Raw genomic sequence first — 16,619 nt, 5'->3', positions numbered from 1 at the left:
CTTGTTCGTCATGACCGCTGACCAATACTGTTACTGATCAATGAGCCACACTGTGGTTTGGATCGTCCAAACCTATGTGGGCGGTCATATCAAGTCTCTTGGATGCTTCTCAGCTACACCCAGTCGTCGTCCCGCAATCCTCACAAACCATGCAATGCCCCGACACCTTCATCCGCATCGAGTTACAGTTGCTGCACTGATCGCCCGTATACCCCTGCATCAGCGCCTGTGCCCTCAACTGCCCCGCGTCCTGCTGCGTCGGCGGGCTCGGGATCGGGTTGAGCTCCGCTTCGTTGAGCACGGTCGGGCTGGTTTCGATCTTCAGGGCCGTTGCGGCCTTCAGCGCCGTGACGGTTGAGGTCTGCATCGAGGCGACCGGGTTGTAGGCCTGGGCGGCGGTGAGGCCGCCGGAGACCAGCATCAGGTTCTGGTCCTTCACCTTGCCACGGGTCATGCCGCGGGAGACGAGGTTCTGCGCCGGGATCGGGGCAGGGCGCTGGCCTTCGCCGCTCTGCGACAGCGCCGTCGGGCTGTCGGCGTGGACATGGGCCAGATCCTCGCGGTCGAGATAGGAGACGGCGAGTTCGCGGAAGATGTAGTCGAGGATCGAGGTGGCGTTCTTGATCCGGTCGTTGCCCATCACCATGCCGGCCGGTTCAAACCGGGTGAAGGTGAAGGCCTCGACATACTCGTCGAGCGGCACGCCATACTGCAGGCCGAGCGAGATCGAGATGGCGAAATTGTTCATCATGGCGCGGAAGGCAGCGCCTTCCTTGTGCATGTCGATGAAGATCTCGCCCAGGCGCCCGTCGTCGAATTCGCCGGTACGCAGGTACACCTTGTGGCCGCCGATATTGGCCTTCTGGGTATAGCCCTTGCGGCGGTTCGGCAGCTTTTCGCGCTCACGCGACACGCGCTCGATGATCCGCTCGACAATCTTCTCGGTGACTTGAGGAACGCGCGCCATCTGGTTGGCGGCGTTCAGCAGTTCGACCGCATCCTCTTCCTCGTCGTCCTCATCGGCGACCAGCGACGAATTCAGCGGCTGGCTCAGCTTGCTGCCATCGCGATAGAGCGCGTTGGCCTTGAGCGCCAGGCGCCAGCTGAGCTGGTAGGCTTCCTTGGCGTCCGCGACCGTCGCGTCGTTCGGCATGTTGATGGTTTTCGAGATAGCGCCCGAAATGAACGGCTGCGCTGCGGCCATCATCAGGATGTGGCTCTCGACCGAGAGGTAGCGCTTGCCGATCTTGCCGCACGGGTTGGCGCAATCGAACACCGGCAGGTGTTCGTCCTTGAGGAAGGGGGCGCCCTCGAGCGTCATCGAGCCGCAGACATGGATGTTGGCGGCCTCGATGTCCTTCTTGGAGAACCCCAGGAAGGCGAGGAGGTCGAACGTCATGTCGCCGAGCTGGGCGTCGGTCACGCCGAGGCTCTTCAGGAAATCGGCGCCAAGGGTCCACTGGTTGAAGATGAACTTGATGTCGAAGGCCGACTTGGTCGCGGCGTTGAGCGCGGCGATCTTCTCGTCGGTGAAGCCCTTGGCGCGCAGCGTCGAGGGGTTGATGCCCGGCGCCTGGTTCAGGTTGCCGTGGCCGACGGCATAAGCCTCGATCTCGGCGATCTGCGCCTCGGAATAGCCCAGCGTGCGCAGCGCCGGCGGCACCGCATTGTTGATGATCTTGAAGTAGCCGCCGCCGGCGAGCTTCTTGAACTTCACCAGCGCGAAATCGGGCTCGATGCCGGTGGTGTCGCAATCCATCACGAGGCCGATGGTGCCGGTCGGGGCAATCACCGAGACCTGCGCGTTGCGGTAGCCGTGCTTTTCGCCCAGCGCCAGCGCATCGTCCCACACCGCCTTGGCGCGGGTCGAAAGCGTGTCGTCGCCGATCGAGGCGTGGTCGAGCGCCACCGGGTTGATGCTGAGGCCCTCATAGCCGTCGGTCTTGCCGTAGGCGGCAGTCCGGTGGTTCCGAATGACGCGCAGCATGTGCTTGGAATTGCGCGGATAATCCTGGAACGGGCCTAGCTCGCCGGCCATTTCGGCCGACGTGGCATAGGAGACACCGGTCATCACCGCGGTGATGGCGCCGGCAATGGCGCGGCCCTGCGCCGAGTCATAGGGAATGCCCGATGTCATCAGCAGGCCGCCGATATTGGCGTAGCCGATGCCGAGGGTACGGTAGATGAACGAGCGCTCGGCGATGGCCTTGGACGGGAACTGCGCCATCATCACCGAGACCTCGAGGACCACGGTCCAGAGGCGGATGGTGTGCTCGAACGCGGCGACGTCGAACGACGAGTCGGCGTTGCGGTAGGGCAAGAGGTTCACCGAGGCGAGGTTACACGCCGTGTCGTCGAGGAACATGTATTCCGAGCACGGGTTCGAAGCGACGATCTCGCCGGCTTCCGGGCTCGTGTGCCACTCGTTGATGGTGGTGTGGAAATGGATGCCCGGATCGGCCGATGCCCAGGCGGCGTAGCCGATCTGTTCCCACAGGTCGCGCGCCTTGACGGTCTTGGTGACCTTGCCGGCCTTGGTGCGGCTCAACAGGTTCCAGTCGCCATCGGTCTCTACGGCCTTGAGGAAATCGTCGGTGACGCGGACGGAATTGTTCGAGTTCTGGCCGGAGACGGTAAGGTAGGCTTCGCTATCCCAGTCGGTGTCGTAAACCGGGAAGTCGATATCGGTGTAGCCTTGCCTGGCGAACTGGATGACGCGCTGGATGTAGTTCTCCGGAACCAGCGCCTTCTTCGCCGCCTTCACTTCGCGCTTCAGCGCCGGGTTCTTGTTGACGTCGAAGCAATCGTCGCCGGTGCCTTCGCAGTTCACCGCGGCCTTCATGATGGCCTTGAGCGCCTTCGACACCACCTTGGAGCCAGTGACGAGCGCGGCGACCTTCTGCTCCTCCTTCACCTTCCAGTTGATGTAATCCTCGATATCGGGGTGATCGATATCGATCACCACCATCTTGGCGGCGCGACGGGTGGTGCCGCCCGACTTGATGGCGCCGGCAGCGCGGTCGCCGATCTTCAAAAAGCTCATCAGGCCGGAGGACTTGCCGCCGCCCGAGAGCTTTTCGCCTTCGCCGCGCAGCTTGGAAAAGTTCGAGCCGGTGCCCGAGCCATATTTGAACAGGCGCGCCTCGCGCACCCACAGGTCCATGATGCCGCCCTCGTTGACGAGGTCATCGGTCACCGACTGGATGAAGCAGGCATGCGGCTGCGGATGCTCGTAGGCGGATTTGGACGAGGTCAGCTTGCCGGTGAAGGGGTCGACATAGAAGTGACCCTGGCCGGGGCCATCGATGCCATAGGCCCAGTGCAGGCCCGTGTTGAACCACTGCGGGGAGTTGGGGGCAACCCGCTGCGTGGCCAGCATGAAGCAGAGCTCGTCGAAGAAGGCGCGCGCATCTTCCTCGGTGGCAAAATACTTGCCCTTCCAGCCCCAGTAGGTCCAGGTGCCGGCGAGACGCTCGAACACCTGGCGGCTGTCGGTTTCCGAACCATAGCGCTCAGCCTCGGGGAGCTTGGCGAGCGCCTTTTCGTCGGGGACCGAACGCCACAGCCACGAGGGCACGTCGTTCTCTTCGACCTTCTTCAGGATCTTGGCGACGCCGGCCTTGCGGAAATATTTCTGCGCGATGATGTCGGCAGCCACCTGCGACCAGGTCGAGGGGACCTGCATGCCTTCGAGCTTGAACACGATCGAGCCGTCGGGGTTCTTGATCTCGCTCGTCACCGAGCGGAATTCGATCCCCGCATAGGCGCTGTCGTTGGCTTTCGTGAACCGGCGTTCGATGCGCATTTGTCTATATATTCCCCAATAAAGCGGACAGGAAAGCCCGCGAGCCGCCAAGGACGGCTTCTGCCTCTTTGTATGACGCTGTCTAACTGACCGTGAAAAACGGCCTAGGAGCCCCGTTTGGGACCTTCAGCGAACTGTCGCCGCCGCGTGGTCCCGGTCGTCCGTCGTGCCGTCTGAACAAGCCCGGCGCAACCTCCAAAGGATGCGTCCGATGCTTCGAGTCGGTCAATGCCGAGGCATGATCACAACATACAACTGCTAGTGGCATTGCCCGTATCCGACGGCTAAATCCAGTATCTCATATGTGGATTACGGGGAAAAGTTCCAACCCCGATTCGACGCGTAAGAGGGTCAATTTTCGGTACCGGGCCCTCGCGAACCGCTGGTGGAATCGGCGCTAAACCACGGGAAATCGGCCGCTCTTTCGCCACCTTTGAGCACCGCGCGAAGATGAGCCGGCCGGGCTAAGTGAGGAGCAGTTTTCGGTGCGAATCCTGTCAAGCGCATTATTTCCGTCACAAATCGACGACCATACACAGCGCCCTCTGGTGGGTCGGCACACCATAGGTAGAGGGCAGGGCGGGCTCGCCTTTCTGCTAGGCGCGTGTCCTAGGGCATGTTAGAGCCACAGGCGGAAATGGCGGGCGATCTGTCCCGCGCGAATGGCTTCTGAGACGGGTTCAGACGGTATGGCGAACGGCGGCATGAAGGACTTCCTGATCGAGATCCTGGCCTGGTGGCGGGGCAACACCTGGGGCACGCGCCTGTGGATCGCGACGCAGGGCGAGTATGTCGGCGAAGACGAGACCGGCAACCGCTACTACCGCTCGAAGAAGGGCTCGAAGCCCGGCCCGAACGGCTACGAGCGGCGCATGGTGGTCTATGCCGGCGGTTACGCCGAGCCCACCACCATCCCGCCCGGCTGGTACGGCTGGATGCACTACCGCAGCAACACCCCGCCGACCGAGCAGGATTACACCGCCCGTTCCTGGCAGCTGCCGCACCAGCCCAACCTCACCGGCACCGCCGCAGCCTATCGCCCGGATGGCAGCCTGCTCAGCAAGGGCGAGCGCCCGCGCGTCACCGGCGATTACGACGCGTGGTCTCCAGAATAATCCCGACCATCGTCCCGCCCATGCAGATGGTCCGCAAGGCAGTTGCCGTTGTTTTCGCCAGCCTTGCGCTGGCGACGCCTGTGCTGGCGGAGACGATCGCCAATCCGGTCGCCCAGTTCTCCGGGCTCGACAAGATCACCGGCCGCATCACCACCTTCGATGTCTATATCGATGAGACGGTGCAGTTCGGCGCGCTGCAGATCACCCCGCGCGCCTGCTACACCCGGCCGCCGACCGAGACGCAGCGCACCAGCGTGTTCGTCGAAGTCGACCAGGTGAGCCTCAAGGGCTCGATCGACCGCATCTTCACCGGCTGGATGTTCGCCGACAGCCCGGCGCTCAACGCCATCGACCACGCGGTCTACGATATCTGGCTGCTCGACTGTAAGCAGAGCTCGGATGTGCCGCCGCCTTCGGCTGACGCAGGCACCGGCGGCTGAGGCATGAACTCTTGGGATGCCTATGAAGGCACCCAGGCCCGCCCCATCCACGGTGTCACCCCGGCGAAGGCCGGGGCCCATCCTGAGGGGCTTCGGCCGATCATTGCTCGCCCGGCACCCTCGGTACTGATCGCATGATCTCGACTTCGTGGCCTGATGAGCTGTTCGCCAGCGGAGGGAGGCGCATCAGTTCAACCTCAGCATCTCAGGATGGGCCCCGGCCTTCGCCGGGGTGACATCGAGAGTGGGGTAAGCTCTGTGCCCTGCAGATAACGACACAACAGCGACCGCAACCACGATCAAGTCCGGCGCCTGTCACTTGCGCTTAGCTCCTCCCATCACGACGAGAGGAGCCCAGGATGCTCAGCACGCCCGAGATCGTTACCCGCCCCGACCAGCCGTTCGCGGCCATCCGCATCAGAGCCGATCGCGGCGAAATCCCGAGCAAGGCGCCGCCACTGATCGGCGAGGTGGCCGGCTGGCTGGCAGCGCAAGGCGCCGCTCCGGTCGGTGCGCCATTCTTCAGCTATCTCGAAATGCCCGAGGACGGGCCGATGGTGATGGAAGTCGGTTTCCCCACGGCAAAGCTGCTGGCCGGCGATTCGAGGGTCAGGACCGGCACCATCCCGGCCGGCCGCTTCGCGACGCTGATCCACACCGGACCTTATGACGGGCTCTACCAGGCCAACGTCGCGCTCGGCGAGTGGCTGGGGAAGCAAGGTATTGCGCATCCGATGCCGGAAGACGCCCCCGGCGAATACGACGCGGCTTTGCTGGAAATCTACGCCACTGACCCCGCCAGTGAGCCCGACCCGCAGAAGTGGCAAACCGAAGTGGCGTTCCGGCTGGGGAAGTAAGAGCGTGTTTCGCGGGTGGCCTGGCCAACGGGGGCGTGCCAGTCTGCAGATGGCAGGCGGCGGGCAACCCGAGAGTACTCGGGTCGAGCTGAACCACCGCGACCAACTCAAACTCGATGTCATCCCAGCGAAAGCTGGGACCCATTTCACCTCCCGCGCCAGCTGCCAGATGGGTCCCAGCTTTCGCTGGGATGACAGCCGGTGGGGCGTCGAGGTTGAGCCCTGCCGCCGCGCCCAGCGAGAAGCACGTCAGCCCGAAAAAGCACCGGCCGGCCCGGGAGAGGAACCGGCCGGCTGGAGTCATCCTGCCCGGGCGAGGATGTCCTTTGCGCCGCTCACCACTTGCGCGGCGGCGTCCTCCGGCGATTTGGCGCCGAAGGCGATTTCCTGGCTCAGCGTGCCCAGCAGCGACTGGCTGATCTCGCCCGCCGCCGACGGCGGCGACGGCGGGATCGGCCCAAGCAACTCGCCCAGGTTGGCGAAGAAATCGAGCGTCTGCCGCTCGAGGTCGGTGAGGCCGCCGGTGATATGCTCGCGCGACGCCGCCGAACTCGGGATGCCGCGTTCCAGCCCGAGCAGGCTCGCCGCCTCGAGATCGCGCACGAAGAAGTTGATCAGCTCCACCGCCTCGTCCTTGACCTTGGAGGTCTGAGCCAGCGTCCACATCATCGTGGGCTTGCGGTATTGCCCGCCTTTGCCGCCAGCCATCGCCAGCGGCATGTTGGTGACGGCCAGCCGGTCCTTGACCAGCGCCTGGTAGGCGATCAGCTCATTGACCCCGGTAAAGCCGCTCGCGGCGCGCCCGGTCACCAGCATGCTGGTGTCGATGGTGCCGGTCGAAACCGCCTGCTGCTCGGCGGTCACGCAGACGTCCTTGCTGCGCAGGTCCGCCCATAGCGTAAACCACTCGGCTGCGTCCGCCGTGTCGAAGGCGAGTTCCCCCTCCCGGGTGTAGAGTGCCTTGCCGCGTTGCCTCAGCCAGTTCTCCAATGCCGGCTCGTTGCCCGAGCCATCCTGCAGCATGCGCATCTCGCCATTGGCGGCGTTGAACTCGCCGACCATGCCCAAGAGGTCGGCATAGGTTGTGGTGGGTCCCGGCACCGGCAGGCCGGCGCGCTCGAAGGCGCTGGCATTGACCTGCAGGCAGAAGCCGCCGGCGCCCATGCTCACGCCATAGAGCTTGCCATCGACCCGCCCGGCCTCGATCTGGTCGGCATCGAAATCACCGAGATCGAGCGTCTTGCCGAGGTAGTCGTCGAGTGGCGTCAGTGCGCCGCGCTGGGCGTATTCGACGATGTAGCGGTAATCCATCTGGATCAGGTCGGGCGCGTTGCCGCCGGCGGTCTGCGTCGCAACCTTCGGCCAGTAGTCGTTGAACCCCATGAACTCGCTGACCACCGGCGCGGTGCCGAACTTCTTCTGGAACAGGTCGAACACCGAAAAAGTCCGTTCGGCGCGCGCCTGGCCACCCCAGAAGATGGCGCGGACGCCTTCCGATTGCGCCCGTACGGCCGGCGCCAGCGCCGTGGCCCCCAGCAACGCGAGAGCGCCCTTCAGCAGCGTCCTGCGACGTGTGATCATATCGTCTCCTCCTGGCTCTTTTGAGCCTTGTGTTGCGCGCGGCGCCGGTCCTCTCCGGGCGTCGTCGCGAAATAGGATTTGTACTGGCGCGAGAAATACTGGGTCGTCGAATAGCCCAGGATCGAGCAGATCTCCCCGATGCTCATCGAGGTGGTCTGCAACAGGCTGCGCGCCTTCAACAGCTTGGTGGATTTGACGAAGCTGGCCGGGCTCACCCCATAGATGCGCCGGAAGGTGCGGGTGAAGTGCGAGCGGCTGCGGAACACCGCTCCGGCGAGCTCGGAGACATCGTCGTGCTCGGCCGGCATCTCGAGCACCTTGTTGGCCAGCTCGATCACGTCGCGGTCGAGCCGGGAGCTGGGCACATCCCCTGGTTGCACCTGCAGCTGCAACTCGTCCAGCACCGCCCGCAGCAGCATGGCGGTGCGACCGCCGTTGTCGGCGAGGCCCGCGAGCTCGGCGGCATGCAACTGCACGATCTTGCGGGTCACTGCATCGATGAACAGGAAGTCGGAGGTCCAGCTCCAGATCGGGGGCAGGGGCGCCGCTCCCTCATAGGCGTAGTTGAGAAAGGTGACGCCCAGCGGATTGGCGGGATTGTGCGACGCCTGGTAGACGCCGTCGGGCCGCATCACCGCTGTCACTCCCGGCAACAGGGCGATGCGCTCGCCGCCGGGCGTCACCAGTTCGCCTTCTCCGGCCCAGATCAGCCAGATGCGGTAGTTGTCGTGCTTGGCCGGATCGGAGGTAAACGACCAGCCGGGATCGCAACGCATCCGGCCGACCGGAGCCCGCAGCTCGACGCCCGGCTCGCCGGCATCCGATGGTCTGGCAGCCCTCTCGTTCAACAGGTTGCCCCGGCGCCTTCACCGCCGAAGATGGCGAGCCGCTCGACCTGGTCGGTCGGTTGCGCCTTCTGGTCCATGTAGTGGAACTGCAGCGCCCGGCGCCGCTGCGCCGAGTTGTTCGATGGCGTGCCATGCGGCAGGAGGCCATCGAAGAACATGCCGTCGCCGGGCCTGAGCGGGAAGGCCACGGACTTGCGTCCCTCCATGTCGGTATCGCAGATCTGCCAGTCGCGGCGGCGAAAGTGGTGGATGGGCCCGAGCTTGTGCCCGCCATCCAGCACTTGCATGCAGCCGTTGGCGACAGTGGCCTCGTCGATCGCGATCCACACGCCCACGATGCGCGTGCCCAGCGGATAGTCGAAAAACGCGTGATCCTGATGCCACGGCTTCTCACGGCCGCCGCGCGGCGGCTTGAGCAGCGCCATATCCTGGAACAGGCGCACGTCGCGCTCGAGCAGGTGCCGGCAGATCGCGCCGATCCGCTCGCCCAGCGCGATGCGGGCCAGCCGCTCCTCATGGGGCACGAAGTCGTACAGCTTGCGCACCGCGTCGTAGCGCTCGGCGGCTGTCATCGTATCGATGATCTCCTTGTATCCTTTTTCGTAGGACACACCGGAGAACGCCGGCACCCGGCCCTCGATCAGGTCATCGATCGCCGCCTTGGCCGCCGGCAGTTCGTCCGCATCCAGCAGGCCTTCCACCGATAGCCAGCCATGTTCGCGATAGTGCTGGCGGGATGCCGTGGTCAGCGCCGTGGCGATATCCACCCGCGGTGCACTCGATTCCGGGTCGTAAAGCCCGTCCTGGTAGGTCCCGCCCTGTTCCTGGTCGAATTGCAGCATCGTCCGTGATCCCACTCTCCGGAGCTCGCCTTCGGCTCTCGTTGCTAGCGATAGTCACGCCAAACCACTGCCGATCCAAGGCCACGAAGTCAGCGAAGTTGTGCACTTTTCGCGCATTGTGACCGCGCGACAGAGGGAGGGCCGGCCGAGGACTTGACTCGATATGCTGGCCGGTATTTAACAATCATGTTATTTAACGAATGTGCAAAATATGACCACCGACGCCCTGACCCTCACGTTCTCCGCGCTCGCCGACCCAACGCGGCGGGCGATCTTGCAGCGGCTGAGCGAGGGGGAGGCGTCGGTGAGCGAACTGACGGCGCCGTTCGACATCTCGATGCCGGCCATCTCCCGCCATTTGAAGGTGCTGGAGCAGGCCGGCCTCGTAGCGCGCACCCGGCATGCGCAATGGCGTCCGGTGCAGCTCAACGCCGCGCCGCTGGCAGAACTCGCCAACTGGGTCGAGCACTACCGCCGGCACTGGGACCAGAACTTTGCGCGCATGGATGCGTACCTGGCCGAACTTCAGAAGGGGGACCCGAATGGCCCAAAGCAATAGCGTCACGGCCGAGCAGGCAGCCCTGGTGCTGGAGTTCGACCGGCTGTTCGACGCGCCACGGGCCCTGGTCTGGCTGATGTGGAGGGATCCCGAGCACATGGTGCGCTGGCACGGGCCCGAGGGTTACGCGCTGCTCAGCTGCGACATCGACTTCCGCGTCGGCGGCAAGTGGCGGCGCTGCATGAGCAACGGTCCCGGACACGCCCACTGGATCCGTGGCGAGTACCTCGAGATCGAGGAGCCGAGCCGGCTGAGCTTCACCTACATCAACGAGTATGACGGGTTCGAGACCGTGGTGACGATGGATTTCGTCGACGAGCACGGCAAGACCCGCATGTACTTCCGGCAAACGCCATTCATCAGCGTCGAGGAGCGCGATGGGCATGGCTGGGGCTGGAAGAGCGGCTTCGATGTGTTCGACCGCTATGTGGCGCAGTTCATCGACGACGACTGGAGCCCCAAGGGCCGGCCGCGCAGCGATGGCGTCGCCGAGGATATCGTCGCGGCGCGACGCCGGGCACTGGAAAGCAAGCGGGAGGACGACAATGCTCACTCTGCCAATGATCGTTGAGCGAGCTGCTCAACCCTATGTCGCCATCCGCAAACGGGTGACGATCCCCTTCGGCGAAGTGATAGGGCCGACCATGGATGCCATGTTCTCCGCCGTAAAAGCCAAATCCCTGCAACCGGTTGGGCCGGCATTCTTCAAGTACAACATCGTGAACATGCCGGATCTCGAGATCGAGTTCGGCGTGCCTGTAGCCGTCCCTGTGGCAAGCGACGGCCAACTGATCGGCGGCATGCTGCCGGCGGGACGTTACGCCCAGACCACCTACTGGGGGCACTACGACAACCTGATGGATGTCAACGCTGTGCTCATCGGCTGGGCCAGGGAGAAGGGCATAGTGTGGGACGCGACCTCTGGCAGCGATGGCGATCATTTCGCCGCCCGCTTCGAGATCTATCCCAACAGCCCGGAGGAAGAGCCCGACCCGAACAAGTGGGAAACCACGGTTGCCATCAAGGTCAAGGATTGAGCCATGCTGCTTAAGGGCCGGACGGCGATTGTCTATGGCGGTTCGGGCGCGGTCGGCGGCGCCGTTGCCAAAGCCTATGCCCGGGAAGGCGCGCGGGTGTTCCTCGCGGCCCGCAACCGCGACAAGCTCGAGGCCGTGGCGGCTGAGATCGCCGCGGCGGGCGGCAGGGCCGAAGTCGCGCCCATCGATGCCACCGATCACGACGCGGTCGAAGCACACCTCCAGGCGATCGTTGCCACGGCCGGTCCGGTGAAGGTGATGTTCAACGCCGTCGCGATCGATGACACCCAGGGCCAAAAGCTCATCGACATGCCGCGCGACAGGTTCATCGCGCCGATCGTGACGGGGATGAAGACCTGGTTCTCCACCGGTACCGCCAACGCCCGCCATATGGCGGCCAATGGCGGAGGCGTCATTGTCGGCATCTCGGCCAATGCGGCGCGCGAGGCCTATGACATCATGGGCGGCTTCGGTGTGTCCCAGGCTGCCATCGAGCACTTCCTACGCCACCTCGCGGTCGAGAACGGTCCCGCCGGCGTGCGCTGCGTCTGCGTCCGCTCGCCGGGTTCCCCCGATGCTCCGGGTGTGCGGGAAGCGTTCCTGCTGCACGCGAGGGAGGAGGGGATCACCCTCGAGGAAGCCGAACGCCGGGCCGGTGAGCGCACCCCGCTCCGCCGGCTGACGCCACTGGCGCAGATCGCCGACGTCGCGGTGCTGCTGTCCTCCGACCTCGCGGCGTCAATGACGGCGACGGTGGCCAATGCGACTGGCGGGGCGCAGGTAGATTAGGGTGACGATTGGGCGGGCTGACCACCGGCGTCATCCCCGCGCAGGCGGGGACCCAGTGGGATCTTTCAGTCTCAGCGTGTGCGGCAGTATCCCACTAGGTTCCCGCCTGCGCGGGAATGACGTCGGTGGGTGTTGAGACGCCAACGCGCCTCACCCGCTCCTAGAAAAACTCATCCAGCAGCGTGTACCACTCGAGCTTCGCCCGGTCCGGTTCTGTAACGCCATAGGCCGCGAAGAACACCGGGATCGCCGCAGCCCCGTAGTTCCACTCGAGGCTGCGGCAGGCCAGCGCCAGGTCCTGGTAGCGGTCGGCAACGCCCAGCCGTCCGCAATCGATAAAGCCGGTGAAGCGGCCATTCTCGGCCATGAAGTTGGGAAAGCAGGCGTCGCCATGGGTGACGACCAGGTCTTCGGCCGTCGGGACGCCGGCGATGAGCCGGGCGTGGTCCGCCGGACCCTGGTCGGGGTCGTCGCCGTCATAGAGCCCGGCATGGTAGCGCACCGAGGCGTCGGCGACGCGAAGGCCGGCGCGATGATCGAACGGGCAGCTTGCGGGATCGAGCGCGTGCAATTGGCGCAGCGCCTCGGCGACCAGGCGTATGGCGGTCTCGGCCGTCACCTCGGACGTGGACGCCAGGTCATGCCCGGAGATCGCCGTCATCAGCAGCCAGTGCCGGCCGCCATGATCGGCCGCGTCGACCACCGCGGGGCAGGGCAGCCCGGTGGCGTGGAGCCAGCGGAGCCGCTCGATCTCTCCCGGCAGCTCGGCCAGCGGCGAGATCGGTTCGGATTTGATGAAGTGGGCGTCGCCGGCACGGTACACCCACGCCCCGGATTCGCCGATGGTCTGCGGCACGAGCTCGAGGCTGCTCGCCCAGCCGGGCGGCAGGTCTAGTGGTCGCATGCAAAGAAATCGCCCTGGTGTCGCAGCGCCTCGGCGAGGCGGGCCTCATAATCCTCGCGCGGGATCTCGATGCCGCCGAAGGTGCGGAGGTGATCGGTGACGAACTGCGTGTCCAGCAGGTGATAGCCCCCGGCCACCAACCGTTCGAGCAGATGCGCCATGGCGATCTTCGAGCAGTCGGTCTTGCGATGGAACATCGATTCGCCGAAGAACGCGGCGCCCAGCGATACGCCATAGAGCCCGCCGACCAGCGCGGCCCCATCCCACACCTCGACGGTGTGGACGATGCCGCGCTCGAACAGCGCGCCATAGAGACGGCGGATCTCGGGGTTGATCCAGGTCGACTCGCGATCGACCCCCGCCGTGGCGCAGCCCTCAATGGTGCCGGCGAAATCGGTATCGACCTTCACCTCATAGGGGTGGGTGCGGAGCGTCTTCCGCAGGCTTTTCGAGATGTGGAAGCGGTCGAGCGGGATCACGCCGCGCTTTTGTGGGCTGACCCAGAACAGGTCCGGGGAATCCGCATCCTCCGCCATCGGGAAAATGCCTGCCTGGTAGGCCCGGATGATCAGTTCGGGCGTCAGGTCGATGGCGAACGGATCAGGCTTCTTGCTCATGAGCTGAATATGGGCCCGGCAGATCGGCGAAACAACGGCAAAGCGGGGTTGCAACCGCCGTCCTCGGAGGCGATTGTGCCGCCCGGCTGGGGGCGTTCAATGAACAAGTGGGTGCGGCGGATCATCGTCGGGATCGTCATCGTGGTGGTGCTGTTCATCGCCGCGGGCGGTGTGGGCACCTCCATGCTGATGAACCACCTGCTGACCCCGGGTGGTGTCGACTGGAGCGGCGCCAACAACCCCAAACCGCCGACTGACCCGTATGAGCTCGGCTATCGCGGCGACCCGCTGGCAGCGCTGGGCCTGCCGTTCGAGACGGTGACCTACGCCACCGAGCTGGGCGACGCAGAGGCCTGGTTCGTGCCGGCCGCGAACATGGCCGGCCCGTGGGCCGTCTACGTCCACGGCATTGGCGGCATCCGTGAGAATGGCTACCGGCAGCTGTCGATCCTCCACGAAGCCGGCATCCCGACGCTGCTGATCACCTATCGCAACGACAAGGGCGCGCCGGCGGAGCCGAACCCAATCTACGGCTTTGGCGTGAACGAGTGGCGGGACCTCGATGCAGCGGTGAGCTGGATGCTCGGCCGTGGCGCTCCGAACGTCATACTCGTCGCGGAGTCGATGGGCGGCGCCATCGCCGGGCAGTTCCTGATGCATTCCACCCAGGCCGACAAGGTGGTGGCCCTGGCGCTCGATGCGCCGGCGTTGGATTTCACCGAGGTGGTGGCCGACAAGATCGGATCGCGGATGATCCCGCTGGCCCGTACGCTGGCCAATGCCGGCATCTTCGTCTTCGACACCTATCGCGGTGTGCAACTGAACAAGGCCGTCAGCATGGATGCGGTGGCAAAGTTTCCGGGGCCGCTGTTCCTCGCCCACGGCACGGCCGACAGCCTGGTGCCGGTCACCATCAGCGAGCGGCTGGTGGCGGCGCGCACGGCGCCGACGACTTATCTGCAGACGGGCGCCAATCACCTGCTGTCGTTCAAGGAAAACCCCGAGCGCTACCGCGCCGAGATGGGCGGGTTCCTCAGCAGTCTCGGCCGCTGAAGCTCAGCGGAGCACCAGCCGCACCAGCAAAGGCAGGCTGATCGCAGCGAGCACGACCGGCAGCATCAGGACGAGGGCATCGAGGTAATCGATCATGTGCGGCATGGCACGATCTCCTTAGGTTGGGGATCCTTGCCACACGGCGGCTGAACCGGTGCTGGAGTGGCTGTTCAGAATTCGTTAACGAGTCGATTGAGCCGGCCGCCCTCACCGGGTCATTCCCGCGAAAGCGGGAACCTCTGTTTGGGTAGGCGCCGAGGTATCCGAAAACGAAGATCCCCGCTTTCGCGGGGATGACATCGTGCGTGGGGAAGAACCGGGCTCGCGCCCTAGTGCTTCATCCCGAGGTACTTTTCCAGCCAGTGAATATCGTAGTTTCCGGCAATGATATCCGGTTCCTTGATCAGCCGCTGGAACAGGGGCAGGGTGGTCTTGATCCCATCGACCACGAACTCGTCCACCGCGCGGCGCAGGCGCTGCAGGCACTCTTCGCGGGTGCGGCCGTAAACGATCAGCTTGCCGATCAGGCTGTCGTAATAGGGCGGGATCGTATAGCCCGCATAGACGGCGGAATCGACGCGCACGCCGACGCCGCCGGCAGGGTGGTAGAAGCTGATCTTGCCGGGCGACGGGGTGAAGGTCTGGGGGTCCTCGGCATTGATGCGCACTTCGATGGCGTGGCCGGTGAAGGTGATCTTGTCCTGTTCCAGGCTGAGCTTTTCGCCCGAGGCGACGCGGATCTGCTCATAGACCAGGTCGACGCCGGTGATGCGCTCGGTGACCGGGTGCTCCACCTGCAGGCGGGTGTTCATCTCGATGAAGTAGAACTCGCCGTTCTCGTACAGGAACTCGATGGTCCCGGCGCCCGAGTATTTGAGCTTGCGCATCGCGGCGGCGCAGATCTCGCCGATCCTGTCACGCTGCTCGGCCGGCACGGTGGGGGCCGAGGCCTCTTCCCAGACCTTCTGGTGGCGGCGCTGCAGCGAGCAGTCGCGAGTGCCCAGGTGCACTGCGTTGCCCTGGCCGTCGCCCATCACCTGCACTTCGATGTGGCGCGGCTTGCCCAGGTACTTCTCCATGTAGACGGAGTCGTTACCGAAGGCGGCCTTGGCTTCCGAGCGGGCCGTCGACCAGGCGTTGAGCAGGTCGAGTTCGGTGTGCGCGACCTTCATGCCGCGCCCGCCGCCGCCGGCCGTCGCCTTGATCAGCACCGGGTAGCCGATCTCGGCGGCGGTCTTCTTGGCGTCTGCCTCGGTTGCGACTTCGCCCTTGGAACCAGGCACGACCGGGATGCCAAGCTCGACGGCCGTCTGCTTGGCCGTGATCTTGTCGCCCATGATCGAGATGTGATGCTCGGAGGGCCCGATGAAGGTGATCTTGTGCTCGGTAAGGATGCGGGCGAAGCGCGCGTTCTCGGAGAGGAAGCCGTAGCCCGGATGCACGGCGTCGGCGCCGGTGATCTCGCAGGCCGCGAGGATCGACGGGATGTTGAGGTAGCTGTCCTTGGCCGGCGGCGGCCCGATGCAGACGCTTTCGTCGGCGAGGCGCACATGCATGGCGTTGGAATCGGCCGTCGAATGGACGGCCACCGTCTGAATACCGAGCTCCTTGCAGGCCCTGAGGATGCGGAGCGCGATCTCGCCACGGTTGGCGATGAGGACCTTCTGGAACATCCTGGGCTTACTCGATCACGACGAGCGGCTGGCCGTATTCGACCGGCGAGGCGTCTTCGACGAGGATGCGGGTGACGGTGCCGGAGCGATGCGCCGGGATCTGGTTCATCGTCTTCATCGCTTCGATGATTAGGACGGTCTGGCCTTCCGATACCTTGGTGCCGACGCTGGCGAAGGCGGGCTTGCCCGGCTCAGGCGAGAGGTAGGCGGTGCCCACCATCGGGGAGGTAAGGGTGCCCGGGTTCGAGCTCAGGTCGTCATGCGCCGATGCGATAGCGGCGGCGACGCCGGCCGGAGCCACTGGAGCAGGAGCTGCCGGAGCTGGAGCGTAGGCAGGTACGGCAAGCTGCTGTACCCCCTGGTTGGCGTAGGAGCGGGTGACACGGACGCGCAGATCGTCGCGTTCGATCTCGATCTCGGCAAGGTTCTGCTCGTTGAGCAGCTTGGCGATGGCCTCGATCAGTTCCTGATCGGCATTCGGGGACGACGCCTTGGTCAT

At 64.9% G+C, this 16,619-nt stretch carries 16 protein-coding genes; 8 read left to right on the top strand and 8 right to left on the bottom strand.

Annotated features, from left to right (window positions below; translation table 11 throughout):
* Positions 1-109 precede the first annotated feature (109 nt).
* A complete protein-coding gene (locus tag AC1ROK_RS24805; protein WP_492851906.1) occupies positions 110-3,805 on the bottom strand; it encodes a vitamin B12-dependent ribonucleotide reductase in 3,696 nt (1,231 codons plus the stop codon).
* 704 nt (positions 3,806-4,509) lie between these two features.
* On the opposite strand from AC1ROK_RS24805, the gene AC1ROK_RS24800 reads away from it, so the two are divergent.
* The 3 genes from AC1ROK_RS24800 to AC1ROK_RS24790 all read left to right on the top strand — a co-directional run bounded on the left by AC1ROK_RS24800 (position 4,510) and on the right by AC1ROK_RS24790 (position 6,217).
* Positions 4,510-4,920: an NADH:ubiquinone oxidoreductase subunit NDUFA12 gene (locus AC1ROK_RS24800; RefSeq protein ID WP_492851904.1), complete on the top strand. Its 411-nt coding sequence runs from the start codon at positions 4,510-4,512 to the stop codon at positions 4,918-4,920.
* A 26-nt stretch (positions 4,921-4,946) separates the two neighbouring features.
* Positions 4,947-5,360 carry a DUF2155 domain-containing protein gene (locus tag AC1ROK_RS24795; protein WP_492852000.1) on the top strand — a complete coding sequence of 138 codons (414 nt, stop codon included), beginning with the start codon at positions 4,947-4,949 and terminating at the stop codon, positions 5,358-5,360.
* Between the two features lie 359 nt (positions 5,361-5,719).
* Positions 5,720-6,217: a GyrI-like domain-containing protein gene (locus AC1ROK_RS24790; RefSeq protein ID WP_492851902.1), complete on the top strand. Its 498-nt coding sequence runs from the start codon at positions 5,720-5,722 to the stop codon at positions 6,215-6,217.
* 300 nt (positions 6,218-6,517) lie between these two features.
* Here the strand turns inward: AC1ROK_RS24790 and AC1ROK_RS24785 are convergent, their stop codons facing one another.
* From AC1ROK_RS24785 to AC1ROK_RS24775, 3 genes are read right to left on the bottom strand one after another with little or no spacing between them, the layout of a single operon-like run.
* On the bottom strand, positions 6,518-7,798 hold the full coding sequence (locus tag AC1ROK_RS24785; RefSeq protein ID WP_492851900.1) for an ABC transporter substrate-binding protein: 1,281 nt from the start codon (positions 7,796-7,798) through the stop codon (positions 6,518-6,520).
* Positions 7,795-8,646 (bottom strand): helix-turn-helix domain-containing protein, encoded by an 852-nt coding sequence (locus tag AC1ROK_RS24780; RefSeq protein ID WP_492851899.1) that lies wholly within the window; start codon positions 8,644-8,646, stop codon positions 7,795-7,797. The genes AC1ROK_RS24785 and AC1ROK_RS24780 overlap by 4 nt, the downstream gene beginning before the upstream one ends.
* A complete protein-coding gene (locus AC1ROK_RS24775; protein ID WP_492851897.1) occupies positions 8,643-9,488 on the bottom strand; it encodes a phytanoyl-CoA dioxygenase family protein in 846 nt (281 codons plus the stop codon). Before AC1ROK_RS24775 ends, AC1ROK_RS24780 begins: the two co-directional genes overlap by 4 nt.
* 211 nt (positions 9,489-9,699) lie before the next feature.
* Here AC1ROK_RS24775 and AC1ROK_RS24770 point away from each other — a divergent pair, with 211 nt between their 5' ends.
* From AC1ROK_RS24770 to AC1ROK_RS24755, 4 genes are read left to right on the top strand one after another with little or no spacing between them, the layout of a single operon-like run.
* Complete coding sequence (locus AC1ROK_RS24770) at positions 9,700-10,047, top strand: ArsR/SmtB family transcription factor (protein WP_492851895.1); 348 nt, start codon at positions 9,700-9,702, stop codon at positions 10,045-10,047.
* Positions 10,031-10,618 carry an SRPBCC family protein gene (locus AC1ROK_RS24765; protein WP_492851893.1) on the top strand — a complete coding sequence of 196 codons (588 nt, stop codon included), beginning with the start codon at positions 10,031-10,033 and terminating at the stop codon, positions 10,616-10,618. Before AC1ROK_RS24770 ends, AC1ROK_RS24765 begins: the two co-directional genes overlap by 17 nt.
* Positions 10,593-11,084: a GyrI-like domain-containing protein gene (locus AC1ROK_RS24760; protein ID WP_492851891.1), complete on the top strand. Its 492-nt coding sequence runs from the start codon at positions 10,593-10,595 to the stop codon at positions 11,082-11,084. Before AC1ROK_RS24765 ends, AC1ROK_RS24760 begins: the two co-directional genes overlap by 26 nt.
* Positions 11,085-11,087: 3 nt before the next feature.
* Entirely contained in the window at positions 11,088-11,873 is a 786-nt protein-coding gene (locus AC1ROK_RS24755) for an SDR family NAD(P)-dependent oxidoreductase (RefSeq protein ID WP_492851889.1), read from the top strand.
* Between the two features lie 160 nt (positions 11,874-12,033).
* Here the strand turns inward: AC1ROK_RS24755 and AC1ROK_RS24750 are convergent, their stop codons facing one another.
* The gene (locus AC1ROK_RS24750; RefSeq protein WP_492851887.1) at positions 12,034-12,777 is read right to left on the bottom strand and encodes an APH(3') family aminoglycoside O-phosphotransferase; all 744 of its coding nucleotides are present in this window, start codon (positions 12,775-12,777) and stop codon (positions 12,034-12,036) included.
* Positions 12,765-13,394 (bottom strand): leucyl/phenylalanyl-tRNA--protein transferase, encoded by a 630-nt coding sequence (gene aat, locus AC1ROK_RS24745; protein WP_492851885.1) that lies wholly within the window; start codon positions 13,392-13,394, stop codon positions 12,765-12,767. The genes AC1ROK_RS24750 and aat overlap by 13 nt, the downstream gene beginning before the upstream one ends.
* Before the next feature lie 99 nt (positions 13,395-13,493).
* On the opposite strand from aat, the gene AC1ROK_RS24740 reads away from it, so the two are divergent.
* Positions 13,494-14,447: an alpha/beta hydrolase gene (locus AC1ROK_RS24740; protein ID WP_492851883.1), complete on the top strand. Its 954-nt coding sequence runs from the start codon at positions 13,494-13,496 to the stop codon at positions 14,445-14,447.
* Between the two features lie 329 nt (positions 14,448-14,776).
* Here AC1ROK_RS24740 and accC read toward each other — a convergent pair whose 3' ends face one another.
* Both accC and accB read right to left on the bottom strand, forming a co-directional pair.
* On the bottom strand, positions 14,777-16,120 hold the full coding sequence (accC, locus tag AC1ROK_RS24735; RefSeq protein WP_492851881.1) for an acetyl-CoA carboxylase biotin carboxylase subunit: 1,344 nt from the start codon (positions 16,118-16,120) through the stop codon (positions 14,777-14,779).
* Between the two features lie 7 nt (positions 16,121-16,127).
* A complete protein-coding gene (gene accB, locus AC1ROK_RS24730; protein WP_492851879.1) occupies positions 16,128-16,619 on the bottom strand; it encodes an acetyl-CoA carboxylase biotin carboxyl carrier protein in 492 nt (163 codons plus the stop codon).

The sequence above is a fragment of the Devosia sp. GW821-FHT12F11 genome (genome assembly GCF_058806655.1).
The sequence above is the reverse complement of the archived record's forward strand: the minus strand, read 5'-3'. Positions and strand labels throughout refer to the sequence as shown.